A 22,835-nucleotide genomic window follows, 5' to 3' on the forward strand; every position below is an offset into this window, starting at 1 on the left:
ATATAAAGAAATGCTCACGGAGACGCCGTCATAATTTACCATAAAATTTTTCTTGAATAACGAATGTATGTTCGTAGTATAATAAGGAACAAGAATATATGTTCCTATGTCGGGTGGTGTTAGTTTGAGTATAAGTCCACGGATTGAAACAGAAGAAGATATTCAACTCATCAAGGATTATACGTTGCTGCCTATTTTGCTTGATATGCTGGCAAGAGATATCGATGAGCTGCAGCTGTACAAGGACAAAATTGTTTACCATCACGTTATCTTTCATCTGAGCGAGATCGAGAATGCCGTTCGTTCCGAAGTGCTGCGCCTTAAGAAGAAGATGAGGGCGGCGAACATCATCGTTCTGACCACGGACATGAATGCGTCCGGTATCGAGGTCGAATACAAGGTTCGCGGTTATATCCATCATTTCAAGATGCTGAGAAGCTTGGTGAAAGCGGAATTGTCGAGCTTGCTTGCCGACATGCGGAGGCGATCAGGATGAGCAGCGCTGAAGAAAAATCCACCATCCTGTTGGCGGACTGCCTCAGCTTCTACGCCAGCATAGAGAAGGCGGATCATCCGGAGTGCAAACATAAACCTGTTGCCGTGGCAGGCGACCCTTCCCGCCGATCCGGCATTATCCTGGCTGCTTGTCCGATCGCCAAAAAGTACGGGGTGACGACAGCGGAACGATTGGGCGCGGCTCTGGCCAAATGTCCCGAGCTTGTTGTCATGCGCCCTCGCATGCAGCATTATATCGATGTGTCGCTCATGATCACGGACATTTACAAGGAATACACGAACCTGGTCGAGATATTTTCCATAGACGAGCAATTTCTGGACATTTCGGGGAGCCTTGCCATCTTTGGCGATGCTGAAACGGTCGCCCGGTCCATTCAGCAAAAAGTGCTCAAGCAAACAGGAGTCTGGGTGAGGATAGGCATTAGCTCCAATAAGATGCTTGCCAAAATCGCTACGGATATTTGGGCGAAAAAGAACGACTGCGGCATTTTCACCTTACCCAAATCGGATATCGAGACGCTGCTCTGGCCTCAGCCGGTACAAAAAATGTTTGGGGTCGGATCGCGTATGACCGCTCATTTTGCAAGGCTGGGCATGCTGACGATAGGCGATATTGCGAGAACTCCCCTGCCGCGGCTTAAGGAGAAATTTCGGGTTCGCTTCGGCAAACAAAGCGATATCCACGCCGAAGTGATGTGGCGCACGGCCAATGGCCTGGATGACTCCCCCGTTACCCCCGGCACCTTCCGGACGCCGCCCAAATCCATCGGCCATATGATGACGCTGCCCAGGGACTATCAGAAGAACAGCGAAGTCGAAACGATTCTGCTGGAGCTTGCCGAGGAGGTTTGCCGGGACTGCCGCCGCAAAGGATATATGGGCTGGGTGGTTTCCGTCAACTGCATGTGCAGCCCTTACGAGGCTCCGACCGGATTCTCCAGGCAGATGAAGCTGCCGGACCCCACCAACCATACGAATACGGTCTTCGAGGCCGTCAAGCTGCTGTTCTATCGTTTTTGGGATAAAATGCCGGTTCGCCGCGTCGGAGTCACGCTGAGCGGCCTTGTAGACGATCAAGATTACCAGTTAACGCTTTTTGAGGATCAAGTGAAGTCGCGGGCCCTGGATAAGGTGACGGACTGTATCAAAGACCGCTACGGCAGCGCCGCCCTCATGAGAGCTTCCTCTCTGACCGCATCCGGGCAAGCGCTTGAAAGGTCGCAGAAGATCGGGGGACATTATAAATGAGCAAGAAGCTCCAGGGCAACGGCTTGTGGGAATCTCACCGCATGATGCTGCCGCAGCACAAAGAGCAATCGATGCTGAACGAGGACAACCAGACCTCCCCGTCCGCCAAACCTCCTACGAGCAAGGAATTCGAGATGATGCGAGACTCCGTTGTCCTTTCGGTTGCGCTTCAGATTGTGGAGAAGAAAAGCATAGAGATGGAAACCTCCTCCCACATGCTCCAACTGCTGTATTCGGCCGCAGCCAAGGTGCTGGTTCAGATGATGAGGGAGGATATGCGCAAGCTCAAAAAACATCTGCTCGAAAAACATATTCGCGTGTACGAAGCGGCGAAAGACGATGCCTCGCTTCATTACCGTTTCGTCTGCCGCGGTCAGGAAGACGGATTTACGATGACCAGGGAGTTTATGCGGGGAGAAATCAGCAGAAGGATCGGCAGCTACGTCAAAAAGCTCGTGACTACCCTTCATGAGGGAGCTAGGAGCAAATAAGAGAAAACGGCAGCCATCGCCTGGGGCATACAGGCGCGGACTGCCGACGTCTTATATTTTGATACTGACCACGAGTATCACGGTAACGATCAGCGCCATGAACACGGACAACACCGCGATATAACGCGACACCTGAACGGCTCTTGCCTGGCCGGCCTGCTGCGCTGCGCCCGTCTGTCCGACGGAAGCCTCCTGGGCAAGTTTTTTCGTCAGCCGGCTTCCCATGATCCCGAGCACAACCAGCGCCAGCAAAATCAAGGTGCCGCCCCCCTTTTCCATCACTTCCAGCCAAAGCGGCTTGTCCTTGCCCAGATCCATCTGGATGATCATATATACGCCGCTCCCCAGAACCGCCACCGCTCCCGAATGACCGAGCCGCTGGAAGATGCGGATCAGCCTCGCGCCAAGCGCCTGGAGCCCGCCTGCCTCCTGCTGACGCTGACGGCTTATGGCCGACAACGTAACAGCTGCAGCCAGCAGCGCGCCGAGCCAGAGGAACAATCCTGTAAAGTGCAGAAATAACATCAAACCGAACATCATCCTTGCCTCCCTTTCTCGTGCTGGTTTGCCTCACCTCTCTTATAGTAGCTTTCTTATATAAACGGAAGGTAAACAAAACATTACAAACCGGATTTGGCGCGGAGCGGCAATCTGACGGTGAAGACAGCTCCCTGCCCCGGCTCGCTCCCCGCCTGTATGGTTCCGCCATGCAGAACGACGATCCGCTGCGAGATGGCCAGCCCCAGGCCGCTGCCGGTCGATGCGCCGCGGCTACGAATCTTATCGGCCTTATAGAAGCGGTCAAAGATATGAGGCAGATCCCCCGGGGCAATACCGGCTCCGGTATCGCTGACGGTTACGATCGCCCCCTCGCTCTCAGCCGCAAGGCTTATCCGGACAGTTCCTCCTTCCGGGGTAAACTTAATCGCATTCGCGATCAGGTTAAGCCAGACCTGAAGAAGCAGCCCGGCGTCAGCGGATATCATAACCTCATCGAGCTCCGGCTCGACGGCCAGCCCTTTCCCGGTCCACTGCCATTCCGTCAAGATCAGCGCCTGCCGGATCTGCTCGTCCAGCCGGAACGAGGCGGCTTGCCTGACGCCCTCCTCCTGATCCAGTGCGGCCAGCGTCAGGAGCTGCTTGCCCAGCGAAGATAACCGCCGGCTCTCTTCCTCAATGAAAGCGAGATACCGCCGCCCTTCCTCTTCCGTAGCTTCCCCGGAGCGCATCGCCTGCGCGAAGCCCTGAATCGTCGTAAGCGGAGACTGAATCTCATGAGACACATTGGCGACGAACTCCTGCCTCATGCTGTCCAGCCGCTTAAGCGATTCGGCCATGTAGGCAAAGTGGCGCGACAGCTCCCCCAGTTCATCCTGCCTGGCCGTATCCGCCTGGATGCTGTAATTGCCGCCGGCAAGCGCCCGCGTAGCCTGAGTCAGCCGCTTGACCGGCTTGACGATATAGCGGGTGCAGATCATCATAAACACGATGCTCAGCACGAAGGTCATCCCCAGCAGCACGGCGAGCATATTTCGGACCTCGCCGACCTGCTGCCGCATGTCCGGACGGATAAATAACGCGTAAGCTTCCCCCTCCCACATCACACGCAGCCCGACTGTATTCACCACGCTATTTTCGAAGTAGCCGTTCACCATCAGGAGCCTGCGCTCCTCGAGCAGCCCCTGGTAGACCTCCCCTTGCAGCACCCGGCGGATAACCTCTTCCCCCAGTGCCGTATCCTTGAACGGGGCGCCGTAAAATTCTCCGTGCCGCTCTCCGTCAGCCGCATAAATCTGGAAGCCCATATTCCCCATACGCGACAAAAAAGCAGGCAGCTCCGCACCGGGCAAGCTCTCGTACAAGGTGCGAATCTCGCTCGCCAGATGCAGCGCCCGGCGTTCGCTGAATGATCTTAAAGTCTCCAGGTAATACCAATTGGTCAGCAGCAGAGCCAACACGCCGCTCACCATGGCGATCACCACATAAGTCAATACGATCCGTACGTATAACGTCTTCACCCTTCGCGCACCTCGAGCTTATAACCCAGGCCGCGCAGCGTCTTGATGGCAAAATCGTCCGAGCGGCTCTGAAACCGCTCGCGCACCCGGTTGATATGCACGTCGACCGTCCGGCTCCCGCCTTCATAATCCGCTCCCCAGATCAGTTGAAGCAGCTGCTCGCGCGTGAAAATGCGGCCGGGATGCGCCGCAAGCTGGGCAAGCAGCTCGAACTCCTTCAGCGGCATCGCAACCGCGGCGCCGTCGACCGTCACCTCATAGCTGCTGCGGTTTATAACTGTGCCGTTCAGCCGGATCATCTCCGGCGATACGACCTGATAACGGCGGAGCAGCGCCTTGATGCGGAACAGCAGCTCTTGCGGCTCGAACGGCTTTACGATGTAATCATCCGTGCCGGAGCGGAAGCCCTGCTCCTTATCGCTCAGCTCTCCTCTGGCCGTCAGCAGGATGACCGGGATATCGTAGTGCTCGCGAATATCCCGGCACAGCTCCCAGCCGTTCCGGAGCGGCATCATCACATCGATGACCGCTAAGTGAACCGGCTCGCTCTCCAGCAGCCGGGCCGCTTGCTCGCCATTCTCCGCCTCGTATACGTGATAACCTTCCTTCCGCAGCACAAGTCCGAGCAGCTCCCGGATAGGAGGATCGTCATCGGCCACCAATATGCGCGCTCTCATTGCCCACCCTCCTTTGATCATGCATCGGCATCGGGCCTGCAGTCTGCTTGCGCCCATTCCGCGGCAAAGCCTCTTTGTCGCTAGTATGCCCGCTTCGCGCTTGCGGCTTGTCCATGTCGAAGAAGCCCGGCTGCAATCGCCGGGCTTCCGGGTACTCCTTGGCTAGAAACCGGTGCGGACGGTATCCTGGCCTTTATCGGAGATGGCCTCCCCGTTGGCCGCTCCGCCATTGCCGAAGACGGCATTGGCCTGACAGCGAGGCGAAGCGAGCTGCACGCCCGCTTCCGTGCAGCGGAACAGCGTATTGCCGGTGATGACGTTGTCGCGGCAATACGAGCCTTCTTTCTCTCCCTGCACCGCGAGACGGATGCCGGCCTTGGACCGCCGCACATCATTGCCGGTTACCGCGTTGGCATCGCCGTTCACCAGCGCGATGCCGGTCGGACAATCGATCAGCTGATTGCCCGTGATCTGATTGCCGCTCAAACGCTCCGTCGCCGACGCAGCATCGCCCTCCAGCAGAATACCGGTCTCGGCGACCCGGGCGATTCTGTTGCCCTCGATCACATTATCGATGCAATAGCCCTTCAGCACGATACCGTGCTTGCCGCTGGTCTCGCCTTTGGCCAGTCCTGTGGAGGACACCTGGTTCGCGCCGATCCGCAAGTAAGCGCAGGACTTCAGCGGAGACGACACCGTCACCAGCGGGGCTTTGCACTGCTCGGACACATTGCCGGCAATGACCGAGTGGGAGCATCCGGCCGATACATAGATGCAGGAGTTTTCCAGCTGCATGAACCGGTTGTTCTGCATCAGATTGTGCTCGCCCCCCTCCATATAGATGCCGTAGCCGTGAGAGGTGTTGTCGATAGGAATAAAGCGATCGAAAGAGCAGTCCTCGATGGTTACCCGGCGGCTGTTTTTCACGCCGATCCCGTTAACGATCCAGTGAAAGGAGCAGTTCCTCACAAGCACCTGCTCGCAATCCTTCAGATCGATGCCCCGTTCGACAAGCTGGTTGTCGGCGGAGACGACCATTCCTTGCCCCTCGAAGGACAGCCGTTCAATGATCGCCTTTTTCACTTGATGTCCGAGCAGCAGCGGCATGCTGGCGCGGGTCGATTTGATCATCGTGGCTCCGAACCCGTCCCCAACCAGATGAACGTTGGACAACAGGACCACGCTGGCATCAATCAGGTAAGTCCCGGCAGGCAAATAGACCGTACCGCCGAAGCGGCCTTGGCCCGCCGCGTGGATCGCGGCTTGAATGGCGGGCGCATCGTTCTCATAAGCAAACCCGTTGCCCTTGGCGCCATAATCCTTCACGTTCAGCCAGCCTGCAGCATTCCCGCTCCCGGGAGCCCCAGGAGGCAGGGCGGCGGCTGCCGCCAATTGCTGACCCCCGCCGCCAAGCATAAGCCCTGCTGCCGTCGTCCCCATAGCGGCGAGCAGCTTGCGGCGCGACCATGTCGCTTCGCTCCGCGTATCCGAATCCTTAGACATTCCGATCCCTCCAGCCAGCATTCTAGTTCTCTATGAAAATTATAGCTTTGTATGCATCCATTTACAATTCATAGTTTTTCTTAGGTGAGAGGCTTGGCGTGTCCTGAAATGGGCAAAAAACCGGAAGCGCCGCCTCCGGTTCCTGCACGGCTTCCGGAGCTATTCCGGAAACCGTAAACTCATGTATGCCGCATGCCTGCCGCCAGGGGCCGCACGCGCTCTTCCCATCAAAATCAGCGAAACATCGACCACAGCTTAATCAGATGAAACGTGTTGTTAGGATCGATCCTCTGCGAGATGACAAAGCTCACCAGATGCTCGGCCTGCTGGTCTGTCACTTTCTCACCCAGCGCCTTGGTCAGCATGCCGACAAATCTGCGAACTTTGGCTCTGTCCTGCAGATCGGCTTTCGTGACGCCGTGCAAAATCATCTTCACCCGTTCCTTCGTCTCCGGATGCTTCATCTTCTGCTTAATGCGCTCGATCTGCACGGGATCAAAACCGTGTTTCAAATAGCCCATGGGCACGCCCCTCCGTTTCTGTTCCGACTTTGACTTTATAGCCTAACCCTACAAAGTAAGTCTATGACGGTGGGCCTGTCCATGTGTACCGATTTTATTGAAAGGACAGGGATAACCCTGCCCGGGCAGATCAATCCAGCATATCGCTGTCGAATATATGCTCGCGATGGAGGAAAGCCCGCAGCGGCAAATAGGCGGCTCCCGTCCAGAAGTCGGACAGCTTGACCAGCTCGGCCGCATCGTCGCGAGCCTGCTCCATCGTCTCGAAATCGACGACCATATCAGCCAGACGGAAGTCCGGAACGCCGCTTTGCTTCGTGCCGAAAAAATCGCCCGGCCCCCGCAGCTCCAAGTCGCGCCGGGCGATCTCGAAGCCGTCGTTCGTATCCGTCATCGCCTTCATCCGTTCTTTGCCAACCTCATTTTTCGGATCGGCGATCAGCACGCAATAAGACTGATGCTCGCCCCGTCCGACACGCCCGCGCAGCTGATGCAGCTGCGACAGTCCGAACCGGTCCGCGTCGTAAACGATCATCAGCGTCGAATTCGGCACATCGACGCCAACCTCGATAACGGTTGTCGAGACGAGCACATGCACGCGCCCTTCACTGAACTCGCGCATGATCTCATCCTTCTCGGCTGAAGCCATGCGCCCGTGCAGCAGCCCGACCCGGTAAGCCGGAAACGCGAATTGCAGCTGGGCATGAATATCGATCGCATTCTGCACGTCCAGCTTCTCCGACTCCTCGATAAGCGGGCAGATCACATAAGCTTGTCTGCCTGCATCGACTTCACGGTTGATAAAGCCGAGCACCCGCTCCAGCATCGAATGCGGCACCGAATACGTCAGGATCGGCTTGCGTCCCTTCGGCAGCTCGCGCAGCGTGGAGACGTCGAGATCCCCGAATGCCGTAATGGCCAGCGTCCGCGGAATCGGCGTCGCCGTCATTGACAGCACGTCCGGGTTCATCCCTTTGCGCCGCAGTACGCTCCGCTGATTCACCCCGAAGCGGTGCTGCTCATCCGTCACAACCAATCCGAGCGACCGGAAGAAGACATCCTCCTGGATCAGCGCATGCGTCCCCACGACGATATCGACCATCCCCATCTGGATGGAGCCCAGCACATCCCGCCGCTGCCGGGCCGTCAGGCTACCAGTCAGCAGCGCTACCTGAATGCCGTACGGCTCGAACAGCCGCTCCAGCGAGCGCTTATGCTGCTCGGCGAGTATCTCGGTCGGCACCATCAACGCTCCCTGATACCCGGCCTTGACGACGGCAAACAGCGATATCGCGGCCACAACCGTTTTCCCCGCACCCACATCCCCCTGCAGCAGCCGATTCATACAATACGGACGCTGCAGATCGTCCAGAATCTCGGCCGTTACCTTCTTCTGAGAATCCGTCAGCGTGAACGGCAGAGACCGGACGAAGGCGCGAACCGCCGGCAGATCGACCGGATGCGCCACCCCGTCGGCCCGCTTATGATTAAGCGCCCGGTAAGCCTGCATTTTGAGCTGGAACAGAAACAGCTCCTCATATACCATCCGCCGCCGCGCTCTCTGTCCCCGAGCGAGCTGGCCCGGCATATGCAGCAGGCTGACTGCCGTCTTGCGCGGCAGCAGATCGTACTTGCGCATCAGCTCGGCCGGCAGCACCTCGGGGATCAGCTCGGCGAACTGGGTCAGCGCCTGCTTGGTAATTTGCCGGAACCACTTCTGCGTGAGCCCCGCAGTCAGCGAATAGACCGGCTGCAGCGTCCCGGTCTGCGAGCTGCCCTGGCCGGGAAACTCAGCCTCCGTCACCGTCAGATGCATCCGCTTCTGATCCCACTTGCCGGTCAAAATAATTTCGGCCCCGTTCAGCAGCCTGTCCTTCATAAAATGCCTGTTGAACCACACGGTCGTCACAAACCATGTGTCCACCATCACCTTGCAAGTCATCCGGGACTTGGTACGGCCGTACATCTGTACTTGCGGCAGCCCGACAATTTTGGCCTGCACCGTAACCTTGTCCCCGTCCTTCACCTCGGTCAAATCACGCAGCGTGTAGTCTTCGTAACGGAAGGGATAATAGTCAAGAAGCTGCCCCACGCTTGAGATTCCAAGCGCGTGCAGCTCCTCCAGCTTTTTGCCCTTCACGCCGACAACCTGATTGACCGGTAGGGTGTACAAATCTATCGACATGGTCAATCACTCCTGGCGTTAGTGTTCCAAGCCTGCCCTTGCCCTTGCATGAGCATCCGGAACTTGACTAAAATGCGGGATAAGCGAATACCGCGATCGTCCCGGGCCCCGTATGTGTCCCGATGACTGAGCCGATCCGGGTGTAGCCGATGCTCTTGACCTGCAGCAAGGGCTTAAGCTGCGTCTCCAGCTCCCGCACATCCTCTTGGTTGTTCGTATAAGCGAGAATCAGATGAACCGGACGATCGCCGAAATCCTTCAGCAGCATCTCGCTGATCCGGCCGATCGCTTTTTTGGTGCCTCTTACTTTATCGACGGAATATACTTGGCCTTCATCATGAATGGATAATATCGGCTTGATATTCAGCAGAGAGCCGACCAGCGCCGCCGCTTTGCCGATCCGGCCGCCCCGCTGCAAATATTCCAGCGTATCGACCAGGAAATAAATCCGGGTGCCGGCACGCAGCTTCTCGATCAACTCGAGGATTTCTTCCTTGCTTTTGCCCGCCTTGGCTGCTTGGGCCGCAGCGACCGCAAGCAGCCCGAAGCCGTAGGACGCCGACTTGGAGTCGTAGACCGTCACATCGGCCTTATCCTCCAGCATGGACATTGCCAGCTGAGCCGATTGGTAAGTGCCGCTCATCGCCGAGGACAGATGCAGAGAAATGATAGGACCGTCGCCGGCTTCCGCCAGCCTCTGATACACCTCAAGAAATTCAGCGGGCGAAGGCTGCGACGTTGTCGGCGAAACCTTGGAGCCTGCAAGCCGGCTATAGAAAACGTCCGGGCTAATGTCCACCGCATCGCGAAAAGCTTCGGTGCCGAATAATACTTGAAGCGGCACCATCTCGATCCCGAGCTCCTTCCGAAGCTCTGCGGGAATGTCCGAAGTACTGTCCGTTACGATGCGTACTTGGCTCATAGGCCCCCTCCTGTTCGATTCATATTGATATAAAGCGCGGCATTCCCCCGGACGAGCCGCAAGACTGACAGCCTCACGTCCCGCCTGGCGCTACTCTGCCGAAATAATGTAATAGTAAAGCGGCTGTCCGCCGTCATGCACTTCCACCTCGACATCCGGGTGGGCTTCCTGCACATAGCTCTCGAGCAGCCCGGTGACCTCTTCTTCAGCATCCGTGCCGGCGTATAAGGTCAAAATCTCCGCCCCGTCTGCAAGCAGACTGTCGATAAGCCTGCTGCACGAAGTGATCAGGTCGGGATCGGATGCTACGATCCTGCCGTTATGAATGCCGATATAATCGCCCTGCTTAATAGCTATGCCGTCCATCTGCGTGTCGCGGACCGCATACGTAACCTGTCCAGCCTGCACCTGTCCGATTGCCCGCCCCATGGCTGCCGTGTTATCCTCCGGAGTCTCCGTCTCCTGGAAGGCAATGACGGCCGCTATGCCTTGAGGAATCGACTTGCTTGGAATGACGATCAGCGATTTGTCCTCGATCAGCTGAGACGCCTGCTGTGCGGCCATAATAATGTTCGAGTTGTTAGGCAGCACAAATACCGTTTGCGCTTCCACCTCCGATACCGCCTTAACGATATCCTCGGTGCTCGGGTTCATCGTCTGTCCGCCGTGCAGCACCTTGTCGACCCCGAGACTGGCAAATATGCCACTCAGCCCGTCGCCGACCGAAACAGCTACGAATCCGTAAGGCTTCAGCCCGCTACCGGCAGCCGCTTCAGGCTCCGAATCAGCCGAGGAAACAACCTCCTCCGCTTGAGCAGCACCGGTCTGGACGTCTGCATGGGACTCCGACTCCAGAATATGCGTATGCTGGTCCCGCATGTTCTCGATTTTGATCCGGCTGAGCTCTCCGTACTGCTGGGCATGAGTCATGACCGTTCCCGGATATTCCGCATGGATATGCACCTTCACGATATCGTCGTCGGCAACGACAAGCAGAGAATCGCCGTAGGCGGACAGCTCGTCGCGGAATCGGCTCTCTTCGAACGTCTGGGAACCAGGCCGGGCTTTATCGAGCCGTACCATAAATTCGGTGCAATAACCGAATTCGATGTCCTCCGTCGCCATATGCGCCTGGGCGCTTCTCGGTTCAGCCCGCACGCCGGCGCCAACCGCCGGCTTCACGGCTTCCGCGAGGTCGTCCAGCGGCTGCACCGCTCCGAATGCCACATAAGGCATATCCGCAGGCTCCTCGATCTCCCGTTCCGATTCCAGCACCGCCAAAAAGCCTTCATAGATCAGCTGCAGGCCTTGTCCGCCTGAATCGACAACGCCGACCTGCTTGAGCACCGGCAGCAGCTCAGGGGTATGATCGAGCGCCTCCTGCCCGCTGCGGACCAGCTCAGCCATGACGGCCGCAATGTCCGTCTGCCGCTTGGCTGCCGCTACCGCATGCCTCGCCGCTTCCTTGGCTACAGTGAGGATCGTCCCTTCCACCGGCTTGACGACCGCCTTGTAAGCCATGTCCACGCCATTCTGGAACGCGGCCGCCACCGCTTGCGAGCTTGCCTTCTCTTGATCGGCCACCGCCTTGGAGAAGCCGCGGAACAGCTGCGACAGGATTACGCCCGAATTGCCCCGCGCGCCCATCAGCAGCCCCTTGGCCAGCGTCTCGGCGGCCTTCCCCAGATGGGCGGTAGGCTTGCGCCGCAGCTCCTCGACGCCAGAGGTCAGCGTCAGATTCATATTCGTGCCTGTATCTCCATCCGGAACCGGAAAAACGTTAAGCGCATTGACCCGGTCGACATTCGTCCTGAGCCGGAGTGCTCCTTCCTCCACCATGCGGATAAAATCCGTTCCGTCTAATTCAATGAAGCGCTTACTCAAAAAGACCATTCCCCTTCCTGCTGATCCCTATCGCGCCGGCCATGCCGGTCACCGTGCTGCCTAAGTAGTCTTATTGTGCAATACGTACGCCTTGAACAAAGATGTTGACAACTTCCACGTTAAGTCCCGCTACCTCGCGCAGCATATATTTGACCTTGGTCTGCACATTATGTGCGACTACGGATATTTTCGTACCGTAGCTGACGACAATATAGAGATCGATAGCCAGAATGCCGCTATCGTCGCGGTGAACCTCGACGCCCCTGCTCAGGTTGTCCCTGCGCAGCAGCTCCGCAATCCCATCCTTAAACTGGTTGCGCGAAGCCATCCCGACCAGGCCGTAGCAATCCAGCGCGGCAGAGCCTGCCAGGACGGAGACCACGTCGTCGGTCACGTAAATTTTGCCGTATGGTGAAGCCAGTTCAATAGCCATCCGCAGAACTCTCCTTTTAATTGAAATACGATGGGCTATATGCAAAAATCAGTCGTCTGCCAGGACGCTTGGACGGCTCGCCGGCCGCGCCATGCGATTCCGAGCGCAGAACAAGCCCGCCCTGCAGGCTGCAGCTTTGTTCCATTGTACTATAATCGCAACAAGAAATAAACAAACAAGCGGGGAAAAGCGGCAAGATTCCCCACCGCCCGCGTTGACGGCCCAATCGCTCTATGCTATGATGTTTAAGTATGTTTATGAGTGCGCATGTTGTAAGGAGGTGTAATCGATGTCCCGTAAATGTTTTATCACAGGTAAAAGTCCTAGCACCGGTAACCATGTTTCCCATGCTAACAACAAAGCGAAACGCACCTGGGGAGTCAACGTCCAGAAGGTCCGTATTCTGGTGGACGGCAAGCCTAAGCGTGTTTGGGTAAGCACCAAAGCTTTGAAATCCGGTAAAGTTACCCGTGTGTAACTTCCTGCCTGCAGACAAAAAGCACCTGTTCCAGGTGCTTTTTTTGTTGGCCTCCGGCCCTCCGGGGCGTGGAAGGGAAGGCGGGCTGGAAGTGTTGAGCGCCGCAGGGCTTTTGGCCCAATCTTCTTAGGATGACATGTGGAAGATGCTTTAGACCGCTTCTGGTTCCCGGCTCCCCGCTCGTGTTGTGCCGGACCTCTAGTTTTTGCTGAATGTGTTCAGTACGGCCTTCACGAATCCACCTAAAAACTTCGGAAGCTTGATTGTGTAAAATTTCATTGCGCACCCTCCTTCCAAGCTTTGCTTGCAAAGCCACTTCGCCAGCAGGTCCATCCGGGCTTCGCTTCGTCAACTCTTTCCTCCGCTGTGCTCTGTCTCTAGCAGGGCCGGATGGCGGAGTCCTTCCCTTCCGCTCCGCAGCCGCCTTGCCGCCTGTACGGGCACTGCCCGCACCATCGTCTCCTCAGAAGTATATTCCGCCTGCGGCCAAAACGTGACTTGAATCCTCTGCCGGCCGCCAGTTTTTGAGAGACGTCCGGCTTTCCGGCGTCCGGGCTCGTTTGTCTTCCCCCGCGGTACACACGGTACAACACGCTACACACAAGGATAAACGCCTCGCGGCGCCTTTGGAAACCGTGTGTTGGCCGGGAAATTGAAACAATCTCCGGAGCTTATACTTTCTGAAATTGCAAAAAAGGCTACAAAAGCCTTTAACTTTTGTAACCATGTTATGCCGCCTTACGGCCGTTTATGCTCTTTTTTGTCCTAGCCGGCTGATCCGAATGAACACCCGGGCCTCTATGCTTCCGGCAGAGGCAGCTGAGTGAACTGGTAGACGGCGTAGAAAAAGGTGTATATAAAATAGAAGACAATCGACGTACACACAAATCCGATACGCATGCCGCGGGAATCGTTGCGGGTGAAAAACTGATAGCCGATATACAGCGCCCCCAGCGAGAACACATATTTCAACATGTCATTCCAGATGGAGAACACGAAAATCAGGCCGCCGCATAACATGCCGAATAAAATAACTTTCCATACACGCATCTGCTCGAATCAGCTTCCTTCCCCGCGAATCGCCCGAATAGCCGCCGCGCGATCCGGCTGTCCGAATATCGCGTTGCCCGCTACCAGCACATTCGCTCCCGCTTCAATAACCTGCCGGGCCGTAACCGGGTTAATACCCCCGTCCACTTCAATATCGACATGGGACAATCCTCTGCCGTCCAGCAGCCGGCGCAGCTCGGCTATTTTGCCAAGCATGCTCGTAATAAAGCTCTGTCCGCCGAACCCCGGATTGACCGTCATGACAAGCACCAGATCCAGCAGCTCCAGCGGCGCATAGGCAATAGACGATAACGGGGTAGCCGGATTCAGCACGACCCCCGCCTTTACGCCCGCTTCCTTGATGCCATGCAGCGTCCGGTCCAGATGCACGCAAGCTTCTGCATGGACGGAGATAAGGTCGGCTCCCGCGCGTGCGAAAGCCGGTATGTAACGGTCAGGCTGCTCGATCATCAGATGAACGTCCAGCGGCAGCTGCGTCTTGGGACGCAGCGCCTCCACCACAAGAGGTCCGATTGTCATATTGGGAACGAAATGGCCGTCCATCACATCGACATGAAGCCAATCGGCCCCGCCGCGCTCCACATCGGCGACCTCCTCGCCGAGTCTCGCGAAATCCGCGGATAATATAGATGGCGCAATGCGCAGCATCGCTAATACCTCCTCTTCTGCTCTCGAATTTCCTCGAGAAATTGATTGTAGCTGGAATAGCGCGAAGCGGCGATCAGCCCCTTCTCCTGCGCCTCCTGTACCCGGCAGCCTGGCTCATGCAGATGCAGGCAGCCGCGGAAGCGGCATTCCGCCGCATAAGGGGCAAATTCGCGGAAGCAGGCTCCGAGCCCTTCGGCGTCGACCTGCAGAAAATCCAGCTGGCTGAAGCCCGGCGTATCCGCCACGATGCCGCCTCCAGGCAGACGGAGCAGCTCCACATGCCGGGTCGTATGTTTCCCGCGGCCCAGCTTCATGCTGATCTCGTTGGTCTCCAGCTCGAGCCCCGGGATCATCGCATTCAGCAGCGACGACTTGCCTACGCCGGATTGGCCCGCGAATACGCTGATGCGGCCGGCCAGGCGATCCAGCACCTGATCGACGCCAAGCCCTTCCTTCGCGCTTGTCAGGATTACTGTATAGCCAATCGATTCGTAAAGGCGCACAGCCCGGTCCAAATCGTCGGCGCTGGCATCCTTCTCCTCCTGCCCCATACCTTGCTCCGCCTCCGGCGAAGACCACAGATCGCGTTTGGTCAGGCAAATAATCGTGTCCAGGCCTGCGCTTTCGGTATGTACGAGAAACTTGTCCAGCAGCGGCAGGTTCAACGCCGGCTCATTGATCGAGAAGACGAGAACAACCTGGTCCACGTTCGCGATCGGAGGACGGATCAGCTCCGAGGTGCGGGGATAAATCTCCGTCACCGTCCCCTCTCCGTTATCCGTCAATTCATACCCGACGCGGTCCCCGACTAGCGGGGACACGCCGCGTTTCTTAAATACGCCCCGGGCCCGGCATTGAATCGACTCCAGCTCGCCGGTGTGCTCCGGAAGCACATAATAATAACCGCTCAACGCCTTGACGATCAGTCCGATTGCCATTATGGATTCGCGCCTCCCGTTGCCGTATTCGCTCCCGCCCGGCCCGCCGGAGCGTTGGCGCCCCCGGCAGGAGGAGCCGTTGCTCCGCTTGTTCCGCTGGTTCCGTTAGCTGCACTTGTTCCACCCGTTCCGCCGCCGGCTGGAGGGTTCGCTCCCGAACCGGAACCGGAGCCACCGCCTTCACCAGGCGCCGTTCCCGTTCCGGTTCCCCCTGTCCCCGTGTTCGGCGTTCCGGTGCCCGGCGTGACGGGCTTCCCGCTTTTCTGAGCCAAATAATCCGTATAGGTCACCGTTGTCAGATCCGCCGTCGTGTTATCGACCTTCACCTGGATGACGGCGTTTTTATCCGGAGAAACGATAAGCTTCACCTGCAGCATTTCCGTTGTTGTCACATTGCTTAGCGTCTGATATTCAAATGGCGTGTCGTTGGCGGCATCCGTAAGCAAAATTTTGATGGTGGACGGATGTCCTTCCCGGGCCGGCTTGAGCGGGATATTCACCGACATCGGTCCCGCCTCCGGAGGAAGTCCCGAGCTGACCGTAATGGAAATCTCCGTTCCCGGCGCCACGTCGTCATTTGGCTCGAACGGGAACTGCTTAATCACTTTTCCTTTGGACTGCTTGTAGTTCGCTTCCTGGGTGACGCCGTCCTTGGCCAGCTTCAAGCCGCTGACCAGAATCATGTTTTTCGCTTCGTTCTCCGTTTTGCCGATGAGGTTAGGCATCTTCACCTTTTCCCTGCCCTGCGATACGGTCAGCTTCACCATCACCGCCGACGGGTCGGCGAACTCGGTTGCGGCCGCAGGGAACTGGCCTACGACGGTGTCCACCTCGGCATCCATGAATTTCGGCTCGACGACGATGTTGTTGTCCGGGATGCCCAGCGCGACGAGCTGAGCCTTGGCGTCGGCGACCTTGAGCTTGTTCAGCTCGGGGATCTTCAGCTTATCGGGGCCTTGGCTGACCGTCAGCTTCACCTTGGAGCCTACGGTAACCTTCATCTTCTCCGGGCTTTGCCTGAACACCGTGTCCTTGGGCGAGTTTTTCTCGTCCTTGGCATACTCGAACTCCGGCTCCAGCCCGGCGTCAATCAGCTCCTGCTGCGCCTGCACGAGCATCTTGCCGACGACAGGCGGAACCTCGACAGTCTGGACCGCGACCCGATTCTTGACCTCTCCGACGGCATACCACATACCGCCGAGCAGCCCCAGCATCACGATCACGATAATCAGCGGCTTCACCCAGCGATTCTTCCGCCGCGGCTCCTCTTCCTCCTCCGGTTCATCGTCATCCGCTCCGGGACCCGGCGGCACCCGGACCGGCTCATAGCTGCCCGGCCTCAAGGCCGGCATGACGCGCGTCCGCTCCTCGTCCAGCTCATCGTCGTCGAGGAAGCTTGTCTTCGGCTCGTTGCGCCGGTGCGGCAGCAGGCAGGTCTCCAGATCGGCCAGCATGTCGATGGCTGAGCGGTATCTTTCCGTCGTGCTTTTGCGCATCGCGCGCAGGATGACATTCTCCACGCTCTGCGGGATAAGCGGATTGACCTTGCGCGGTTCCTCCACATCCTCCTGCAGATGCTTAAGCGCCACGCTGATCGGACTTTCGCCCAGGAAAGGGAGCCGTCCCGTCAGCATCTGGTACATCACGATCCCGAGCGAATACAGGTCAGACTGCTCGCCGGTCGGCGTTCCTTTTGCATGCTCCGGGGAGAAATAATGAACCGAGCCGACGACGGAGCCGGTCTGGGTAATCGTTGAGGAGGTAACGGCCCTGGCGATGCCGAAATCGGTTACCTTGACGCGTCCGTTTTTGCCGATCAGAATATTGTGGGGCTTGATGTCGCGATGAATGATTTGATTATGATGGGCGTGGTCGAGCGCATCGCAAATCTGGCTGGCAACATGCACAGCCTCCTCCACCTGCAGAGGCGCTCTCGCTTTGATCAGATCATTAAGCGTGGTGCCCTCGATATATTCCATGACAATATAATGCACATCTTCTTCCTGACCGACATCATAGATGCTGACTACGTTCGGGTGGGATAAGGAAGCGGCTGCCTGAGCTTCCCGGCGAAAGCGCTGGATGAACTCCTCGTCGTGCACATACTGCTGACGAAGCACCTTGACGGCCACATGGCGGTGCAACAGCATATCCAGCCCTTTATACACGATAGCCATCCCGCCTCCGCCGACCCGCTCGAGAATTTCGTACCTTCCTCCTAGCTGTCTGCCGATCATTCCAGTCCTCACCCCGCTTCTCCGTCAGATTGTACCGCACCCGGCTCCGCTGCATTTTCGATCAGGATCACCGTTACATTGTCATCCCCGCCCGCCGAGAGCGCTTCCTCAACCAGCAAGCGTACTTTGTCCTCCAGCGGGCTGTCCGTCCGGACCGCCTTAAGCATCAGCTGCCGCTCGACCAGATTGCTGAGGCCGTCGCTGCACAGCAGCAGCACGTCTCCGGGCTGCCAGAGGATTTCCTGCACGTCCACCTCGATAGTGGACTCTGTGCCGAGCGCCCGTGTCAGCACATTGCGCCGCGGGTGATGCTCCGCTTCCTCGCGGGTGATCTGGCCGTTTTTCACCAGCTCGTTAACGAGGGAATGATCCTCGGTAAGCAGCTCGATCTGTTCTCCGCGGATGCGGTAAGCGCGGCTGTCCCCGATATGGCCGATGACGGCATGATGACGGGAGGCCAGGACGGCGACGACCGTCGTCCCCATCCCGTGATAGTTCTCCCGCTCCGAAGCAAATTCAAATATTTTGCCGTTGGCCGCTTCGATCGCGGCCCTCAGCCGCTCCCCGCGCTGCTCGCCGGTCAGATGAGCTTCCAGCGACTGCAATCCGCGGGGAATCCATTCGATCGCCATCCGGCTCGCCACATCCCCGGCCTGATGGCCTCCCATACCGTCCGCGACGATAGCCAGCGACCAACCGTCTCCCTGCTCTTGGACGAAGGCGCTATCTTCATTAACAGCCCTAACCAATCCCACGTCGGATAAATAGGCCACTTTCAGCATCGCTTTGCTCACCTCGCACCCGATTCCATATGTTTCGCCCTCAGCTGGCCGCATGCGGCGGCGATATCGCTGCCCTGCTCGCGGCGAATCGTGGCGTTGACCTTATTTTTCTCGAGGATACGCTGGAAGGTGAAAATGTCATTGCGCGGCGTGCGCACATAATCGCGCTCCGAAACGAAGTTCACCGGAATCAGGTTCACATGCGCCATCGGGAACGTCTTCAGCACCTGAGCCAGCTCTTCCGCATGCTCAGGACGGTCGTTGACATTGCCCATCAAGGCATACTCGAACGTAATGCGGCGGCCCGTTTTGGCCACATAATACCGGCACGCCTCCAGCAGGTCGCTGAACGGAAAGCGGCGGTTGACCGGCATCAGCTTCGAGCGCAGCTCATCATTGGGAGCATGGATCGAGATCGCCAGATTAATCTGCGTATCTTCATCGGCGAACCGGTAAATGTTCGGCACGATGCCGCTCGTCGACACCGTAATATGACGCTGTCCGATATTCAGCCCCTTAGGATGAATCATCACCTTCAGAAACTTCATCACGGCATCGTAATTCTCGAACGGCTCCCCGATCCCCATGATGACGATGCTGCTGACCCGCTCTTCCGTCGCGTCGAGCAGCTGCTGGGCTTTGACCACCTGCGCGATGATCTCGCCGGAGGTCAGATTGCGCTTCAGCCCTCCGAGCGTAGAGGCGCAGAACGTACAGCCCACCCGGCAGCCGACCTGCGTCGTCACGCAGATGCTGTTGCCGTAGCTATGCTTCATGATGACCGTTTCGATCGCATTCTTATCCGTCAACTCGAACAGAAACTTGACCGTACCGTCCTTGGAGCGGTAATGGGCAACTTCATTGAGCGTAACGAAATCAAACTGTTCGCGCAGCTTGTCCCGCAGCGACTTCGGCAGATTCGTCATCTCGTCGAAGCTTGAAACTCTTTTCACATACAGCCAGTCGAAAATTTGTCCGGCCCGAAAGCCCGACTCTCCCTGCTGCTTGGTCCACTCCTGCCAATCCTCCAGCGTATAATCGTATACGTAAGGCTTCAGATTGGTAGGCATCTTGCTTGCCGGCACATCCATCATTTATCACAACCTGTTTTGTCTAAAGTGAAGGCCTTTCGGACATTGCACCCGAGAAGGCCACGTTTTATTTTACCACAATTTGCGGGATTATGCTTGCTTGCACAGCCGGGCGATAAAAAATCCGTCCGAGCCGTACTCATACGGCATGATCTGCACCATCGCCGCAGCCGGCGTCCCGGGATCGGATGATCCGGACGGCGCCGCCGAAAGCGGCGGCGCATCCAGCCTAAAACCGTCATGCTCGGCCAAAAATTGCTCGACCGCCTCTTCGTTCTCGCTGCGCTCTACCGTGCAGGTGCTGTACACCAGCACCCCGCCCGGTTTCAGCAGCGGCGCGACAGCAGCCAGCAGCTCGCGCTGGAGAGCGGCAATTTCCGCAATCTCCGCTTCCGACTTGCTCCACTTCAGATCCGGCTTGCGGCGAATAACGCCCAGACCGGAGCAAGGGGCGTCAAGCAGAATGCGGTCGAAGCTGGCCGGCGGATAATGCTCGGCCAGCCTCCGCGCGTCAGCGGTCAGCGTATGAATCGACTTCAGCCCCAGCCGCTCCGCTTGTCCAGCGACCAGCTGGCGCTTATGCTCATGCAGATCGCATGCGATCACCTCGCCGCGGTCTCCCATCTTCTCCGCCAGATGAGTCGTTTTGCCTCCCGGCGCGGCGCAGCAGTCCAGTATCCGCTCCCCCGGCTGGGGATCGACCCATTCGGCGACAAGCATGGAGCTCTCATCCTGAACCGAGAACAGGCCCCGGGCAAATTCGGGCGTCAGCGCCATGTTGCCGCCGCCCCGGATGATGAGACCGGACGGCGCAAACGCCGAAGCTCCGGCCTCCAGCCCTTGCGCGCGAAGCCGGTCCATCAGCTGCGCCGGCTCGGTCCGCAGCCGGTTGACGCGCACGCTGACGCGCGGCGCTTCATTATTGGCCCGGCAGATCGCAATCGTCGCCTCCTCGCCGTATTGCTCCAGCCAACGCCCTACCAGCCACTCCGGATGCGATTCCTCCAGAGCGATCCTCGCGGCGGGAGCGAGCCCCTGCGGCAGAGCGAGCTCTGATTTACTGCGAATCACGCTGCGCAGCACCCCGTTCACCATGCCCGAGATGCCGGCATGGCCGCGCCGCTTGGCCAGGTTCACCGCTTCGTTCACCACCGCATGATCCGGCACCCGGTCCAGATAGTACATCTGATAGAAGCTGAGCCGCAGCAGGCAGCGCACCCAAGGCTCCAGCTTGGCTAACCCTTTGGAGACGAACGGTCCCAGGAAATAATCGATTGTGTTCAAGCGCTGCACCGTGCCGTACACGATCTCCGTGGCCAGCCCGGCATCCGGCTTGTCCAGCTTGTACTGCTGCAGCGTCTGGTTCAGCAGCAGATTGCTGTAGGCCAAGTCCGTCTCCACACGGGTTAGGACATCCAGCGCAGCCTCCCGCGCCGTTCCCTTCCTCGTCTTGCCCGGCGTGCCGGGAACCTGCTTGCCGGACTTGGCGCCCCCGGCGCCGGGCTTTCCGGCAGCCGGACGTCTGCCGCCGCCTTTGTCCGCAGCCGGTGCGCCGCCACTTCCGCCTGTCCCGGCCTGCTCAGGCTTCCGCTTCGAAATGTGCTTTGAACCTTGTTCCAAACTTTGCTTCGGCACCCGCTTTGATGTTTGCTTGGATGTTTGCTCGCTCACAGGCTGCCCTCAGCTCCGTCCCCGGCAGCTGGCCCAAGCACCGTACCCGGCGTCAACTGACCGCCCCGGGCGAAGGTGGCTGCGTCCATCGCCTTCTTGCCGGCCGGCTGCAGCTCGATAATTCGCAGCACGCCGCTGCCTGTCGCTACATCGATCCCGTCCGGGCCGACGCGGAGCACCGTGCCCGGCTGGGCGGACGAGCTCCCAGCCGATTCCGCCGGCTTGGCGCAGGCCCATACCTTCAGCACTTCGCCGTTCCAGAGCGTAAAGGCTCCCGGCTTCGGATGAAGGGCCCGTACCAGCCGCCAGATCTGCTGCGCCGGAGCATGCCAGTCGATCTGCTCCTGCTCGCGCGTAATATTGGGGGAATAAACCGCTGCGCTGTCGTCCTGCGGGACAGCCTGGAGCTCCCCGGCCAGCAGCCCGGGCAGCGTGCGCTGCAGCAGCTCCGCGCCGGCGACGCTCAGCTTGTCGAACATCGTCCCCGTCGTATCCTCGTCGCCGATCGGCACGGTAACCTGGCTGATCATATCTCCGGTGTCCAGCCCCGCTTCCATATACATAATCGTGACGCCCGTCTGGGCGTCTCCGTTCATCACGGCATAATGAATCGGAGCGCCTCCCCGGTACAGAGGCAGCAGCGAGGCATGCACATTGATGCAGCCCAGCCTCGGCAGTTCCAGCACCGCCTTCGGCAAAATTTGCCCGAAAGCGGCCGTCACGATCAGGTCGGGCCGCAGCTCCCGCAGTTCTTCTACCGCCTCGCCCTTCCGCAGCCGTTCGGGCTGAAGCACCGGCAGTCCATGCGCAAGCGCCTCCACCTTCACCGGCGTCGGGGTCAGCACGCGTTTGCGCCCGACGGGACGATCCGGCTGGGAAACAACGCCGACGACCTGAACCGACTCATCGGCCAACAGCGCCCGCAGCGAAGGAACCGCGAACTCGGGAGTCCCCATAAAAACGACTCTAGGCTTGTCGGTCATGCTTCCTCCTCGTCGGTCTCATCGACAGAGCGGTACACCGTTTCCGCCAGATCTGTATACAGAATACCGTCCAGATGATCCACCTCATGCTGGATGCAGCGGGCCAGCAGCTCGGTTCCCTCGACGATAATCTCTTCTCCGTCGCGGTTCAGGCCCTTAACCTTCGCTCTGGCCGCCCGCTTTACGTCTCCGCGCAGACCCGGGATGCTCAGACAGCCCTCAGCCCCGAACTGCTCGCCTTCCAGCTCGATGATCTCCGGATTGATCAGCTCGATCAGTCCTCCATGCTCCTCGCCGCAGTCCATGACGATAACGCGCTTCAGAATGCCGATCTGCGGAGCGGCAAGCCCCACCCCTTCCGCGTCGTACATCGTATCGGCCATATCATCCAGCAGCTTTACAATGTTCGGCGTAATTTTCGGCACCGGCTTGCATACCTCGCGCAGCACCGGGTCCGGGTCTTTCACAATGATTTTGATAGCCATCTATGTCAGCACCTCTCCAGCTTTCTAAAGTGTTGCTTTTCTTATATCCATAT

The 22,835-nt window shown here is 58.3% G+C and carries 23 protein-coding genes; 4 read left to right on the plus strand and 19 right to left on the minus strand.

The window, feature by feature from the left end; translation table 11 throughout:
- Window positions 1-124 precede the first annotated feature (124 nt).
- The 3 genes from BLR08_RS21595 to BLR08_RS21605 are packed head-to-tail and all read left to right on the plus strand — an operon-like array spanning window position 125 to window position 2,255.
- The gene (locus BLR08_RS21595; RefSeq protein WP_072334531.1) at window positions 125-496 is read left to right on the plus strand and encodes a YhjD family protein; all 372 of its coding nucleotides are present in this window, start codon (window positions 125-127) and stop codon (window positions 494-496) included.
- Window positions 493-1,764, plus strand: coding sequence for a DNA polymerase IV (locus BLR08_RS21600; RefSeq protein ID WP_072334527.1), 1,272 nt, complete (start codon window positions 493-495; stop codon window positions 1,762-1,764). Before BLR08_RS21595 ends, BLR08_RS21600 begins: the two co-directional genes overlap by 4 nt.
- On the plus strand, window positions 1,761-2,255 hold the full coding sequence (locus tag BLR08_RS21605) for a YhjD family protein (protein WP_072334524.1): 495 nt from the start codon (window positions 1,761-1,763) through the stop codon (window positions 2,253-2,255). The genes BLR08_RS21600 and BLR08_RS21605 overlap by 4 nt, the downstream gene beginning before the upstream one ends.
- A 51-nt stretch (window positions 2,256-2,306) precedes the next feature.
- On the opposite strand, the gene BLR08_RS21610 is transcribed toward BLR08_RS21605, so the two are convergent.
- The 9 genes from BLR08_RS21610 to BLR08_RS21650 all read right to left on the minus strand — a co-directional run bounded on the left by BLR08_RS21610 (window position 2,307) and on the right by BLR08_RS21650 (window position 12,398).
- Window positions 2,307-2,792 (minus strand): hypothetical protein, encoded by a 486-nt coding sequence (locus BLR08_RS21610; protein WP_072334521.1) that lies wholly within the window; start codon window positions 2,790-2,792, stop codon window positions 2,307-2,309.
- A gap of 83 nt (window positions 2,793-2,875) precedes the next feature.
- The gene (locus BLR08_RS21615) at window positions 2,876-4,273 is read right to left on the minus strand and encodes a HAMP domain-containing sensor histidine kinase (RefSeq protein ID WP_072334518.1); all 1,398 of its coding nucleotides are present in this window, start codon (window positions 4,271-4,273) and stop codon (window positions 2,876-2,878) included.
- On the minus strand, window positions 4,270-4,950 hold the full coding sequence (locus BLR08_RS21620; RefSeq protein WP_072334513.1) for a response regulator transcription factor: 681 nt from the start codon (window positions 4,948-4,950) through the stop codon (window positions 4,270-4,272). Before BLR08_RS21620 ends, BLR08_RS21615 begins: the two co-directional genes overlap by 4 nt.
- Window positions 4,951-5,112: 162 nt before the next feature.
- On the minus strand, window positions 5,113-6,453 hold the full coding sequence (locus BLR08_RS21625; protein WP_072334511.1) for a right-handed parallel beta-helix repeat-containing protein: 1,341 nt from the start codon (window positions 6,451-6,453) through the stop codon (window positions 5,113-5,115).
- Window positions 6,454-6,686: 233 nt separating this feature from the next.
- A complete protein-coding gene (locus BLR08_RS21630) occupies window positions 6,687-6,974 on the minus strand; it encodes a stage VI sporulation protein F (protein ID WP_072334508.1) in 288 nt (95 codons plus the stop codon).
- Between the two features lie 130 nt (window positions 6,975-7,104).
- Window positions 7,105-9,159, minus strand: coding sequence for an ATP-dependent DNA helicase RecG (gene recG, locus BLR08_RS21635; protein ID WP_072334505.1), 2,055 nt, complete (start codon window positions 9,157-9,159; stop codon window positions 7,105-7,107).
- A gap of 67 nt (window positions 9,160-9,226) precedes the next feature.
- The gene (locus BLR08_RS21640; protein ID WP_072334502.1) at window positions 9,227-10,081 is read right to left on the minus strand and encodes a DegV family protein; all 855 of its coding nucleotides are present in this window, start codon (window positions 10,079-10,081) and stop codon (window positions 9,227-9,229) included.
- 90 nt (window positions 10,082-10,171) lie between these two features.
- Window positions 10,172-11,974, minus strand: coding sequence for a DAK2 domain-containing protein (locus tag BLR08_RS21645; protein WP_072334499.1), 1,803 nt, complete (start codon window positions 11,972-11,974; stop codon window positions 10,172-10,174).
- Between the two features lie 61 nt (window positions 11,975-12,035).
- Entirely contained in the window at window positions 12,036-12,398 is a 363-nt protein-coding gene (locus BLR08_RS21650; RefSeq protein WP_072334496.1) for an Asp23/Gls24 family envelope stress response protein, read from the minus strand.
- Window positions 12,399-12,687: 289 nt separating this feature from the next.
- On the opposite strand from BLR08_RS21650, the gene rpmB reads away from it, so the two are divergent.
- Window positions 12,688-12,876: a 50S ribosomal protein L28 gene (rpmB, locus tag BLR08_RS21655; RefSeq protein WP_054798201.1), complete on the plus strand. Its 189-nt coding sequence runs from the start codon at window positions 12,688-12,690 to the stop codon at window positions 12,874-12,876.
- 198 nt (window positions 12,877-13,074) lie between these two features.
- On the opposite strand, the gene spoVM is transcribed toward rpmB, so the two are convergent.
- From spoVM to def, 10 genes are all read right to left on the minus strand, one after another.
- On the minus strand, window positions 13,075-13,155 hold the full coding sequence (gene spoVM / locus BLR08_RS21660) for a stage V sporulation protein SpoVM (RefSeq protein WP_014652194.1): 81 nt from the start codon (window positions 13,153-13,155) through the stop codon (window positions 13,075-13,077).
- Window positions 13,156-13,674: 519 nt separating this feature from the next.
- Window positions 13,675-13,926: a hypothetical protein gene (locus BLR08_RS21665; protein WP_072334492.1), complete on the minus strand. Its 252-nt coding sequence runs from the start codon at window positions 13,924-13,926 to the stop codon at window positions 13,675-13,677.
- Window positions 13,927-13,935: 9 nt separating this feature from the next.
- Entirely contained in the window at window positions 13,936-14,595 is a 660-nt protein-coding gene (gene rpe, locus BLR08_RS21670) for a ribulose-phosphate 3-epimerase (protein WP_072334489.1), read from the minus strand.
- A 2-nt stretch (window positions 14,596-14,597) separates the two neighbouring features.
- A complete protein-coding gene (gene rsgA / locus BLR08_RS21675; protein ID WP_072334486.1) occupies window positions 14,598-15,533 on the minus strand; it encodes a ribosome small subunit-dependent GTPase A in 936 nt (311 codons plus the stop codon).
- Window positions 15,533-17,770 (minus strand): Stk1 family PASTA domain-containing Ser/Thr kinase, encoded by a 2,238-nt coding sequence (gene pknB, locus BLR08_RS21680; protein ID WP_072334483.1) that lies wholly within the window; start codon window positions 17,768-17,770, stop codon window positions 15,533-15,535. The genes rsgA and pknB overlap by 1 nt, the downstream gene beginning before the upstream one ends.
- An 8-nt stretch (window positions 17,771-17,778) precedes the next feature.
- Entirely contained in the window at window positions 17,779-18,552 is a 774-nt protein-coding gene (locus BLR08_RS21685) for a Stp1/IreP family PP2C-type Ser/Thr phosphatase (RefSeq protein WP_072334765.1), read from the minus strand.
- A gap of 8 nt (window positions 18,553-18,560) precedes the next feature.
- A complete protein-coding gene (gene rlmN, locus BLR08_RS21690; protein ID WP_083537389.1) occupies window positions 18,561-19,646 on the minus strand; it encodes a dual-specificity RNA methyltransferase RlmN in 1,086 nt (361 codons plus the stop codon).
- Between the two features lie 87 nt (window positions 19,647-19,733).
- Entirely contained in the window at window positions 19,734-21,242 is a 1,509-nt protein-coding gene (rsmB, locus tag BLR08_RS21695; protein WP_072334762.1) for a 16S rRNA (cytosine(967)-C(5))-methyltransferase RsmB, read from the minus strand.
- Window positions 21,243-21,310: 68 nt separating this feature from the next.
- Window positions 21,311-22,297 (minus strand): methionyl-tRNA formyltransferase, encoded by a 987-nt coding sequence (gene fmt, locus BLR08_RS21700; RefSeq protein ID WP_371117574.1) that lies wholly within the window; start codon window positions 22,295-22,297, stop codon window positions 21,311-21,313.
- Complete coding sequence (gene def, locus BLR08_RS21705) at window positions 22,294-22,782, minus strand: peptide deformylase (RefSeq protein ID WP_072334476.1); 489 nt, start codon at window positions 22,780-22,782, stop codon at window positions 22,294-22,296. The genes fmt and def overlap by 4 nt, the downstream gene beginning before the upstream one ends.
- Between the last annotated feature and the right edge of the window lie 53 nt (window positions 22,783-22,835).

This window comes from Paenibacillus sp. cl123 (assembly GCF_900101595.1).
Taxonomy (GTDB): domain Bacteria; phylum Bacillota; class Bacilli; order Paenibacillales; family NBRC-103111; genus Paenibacillus_G.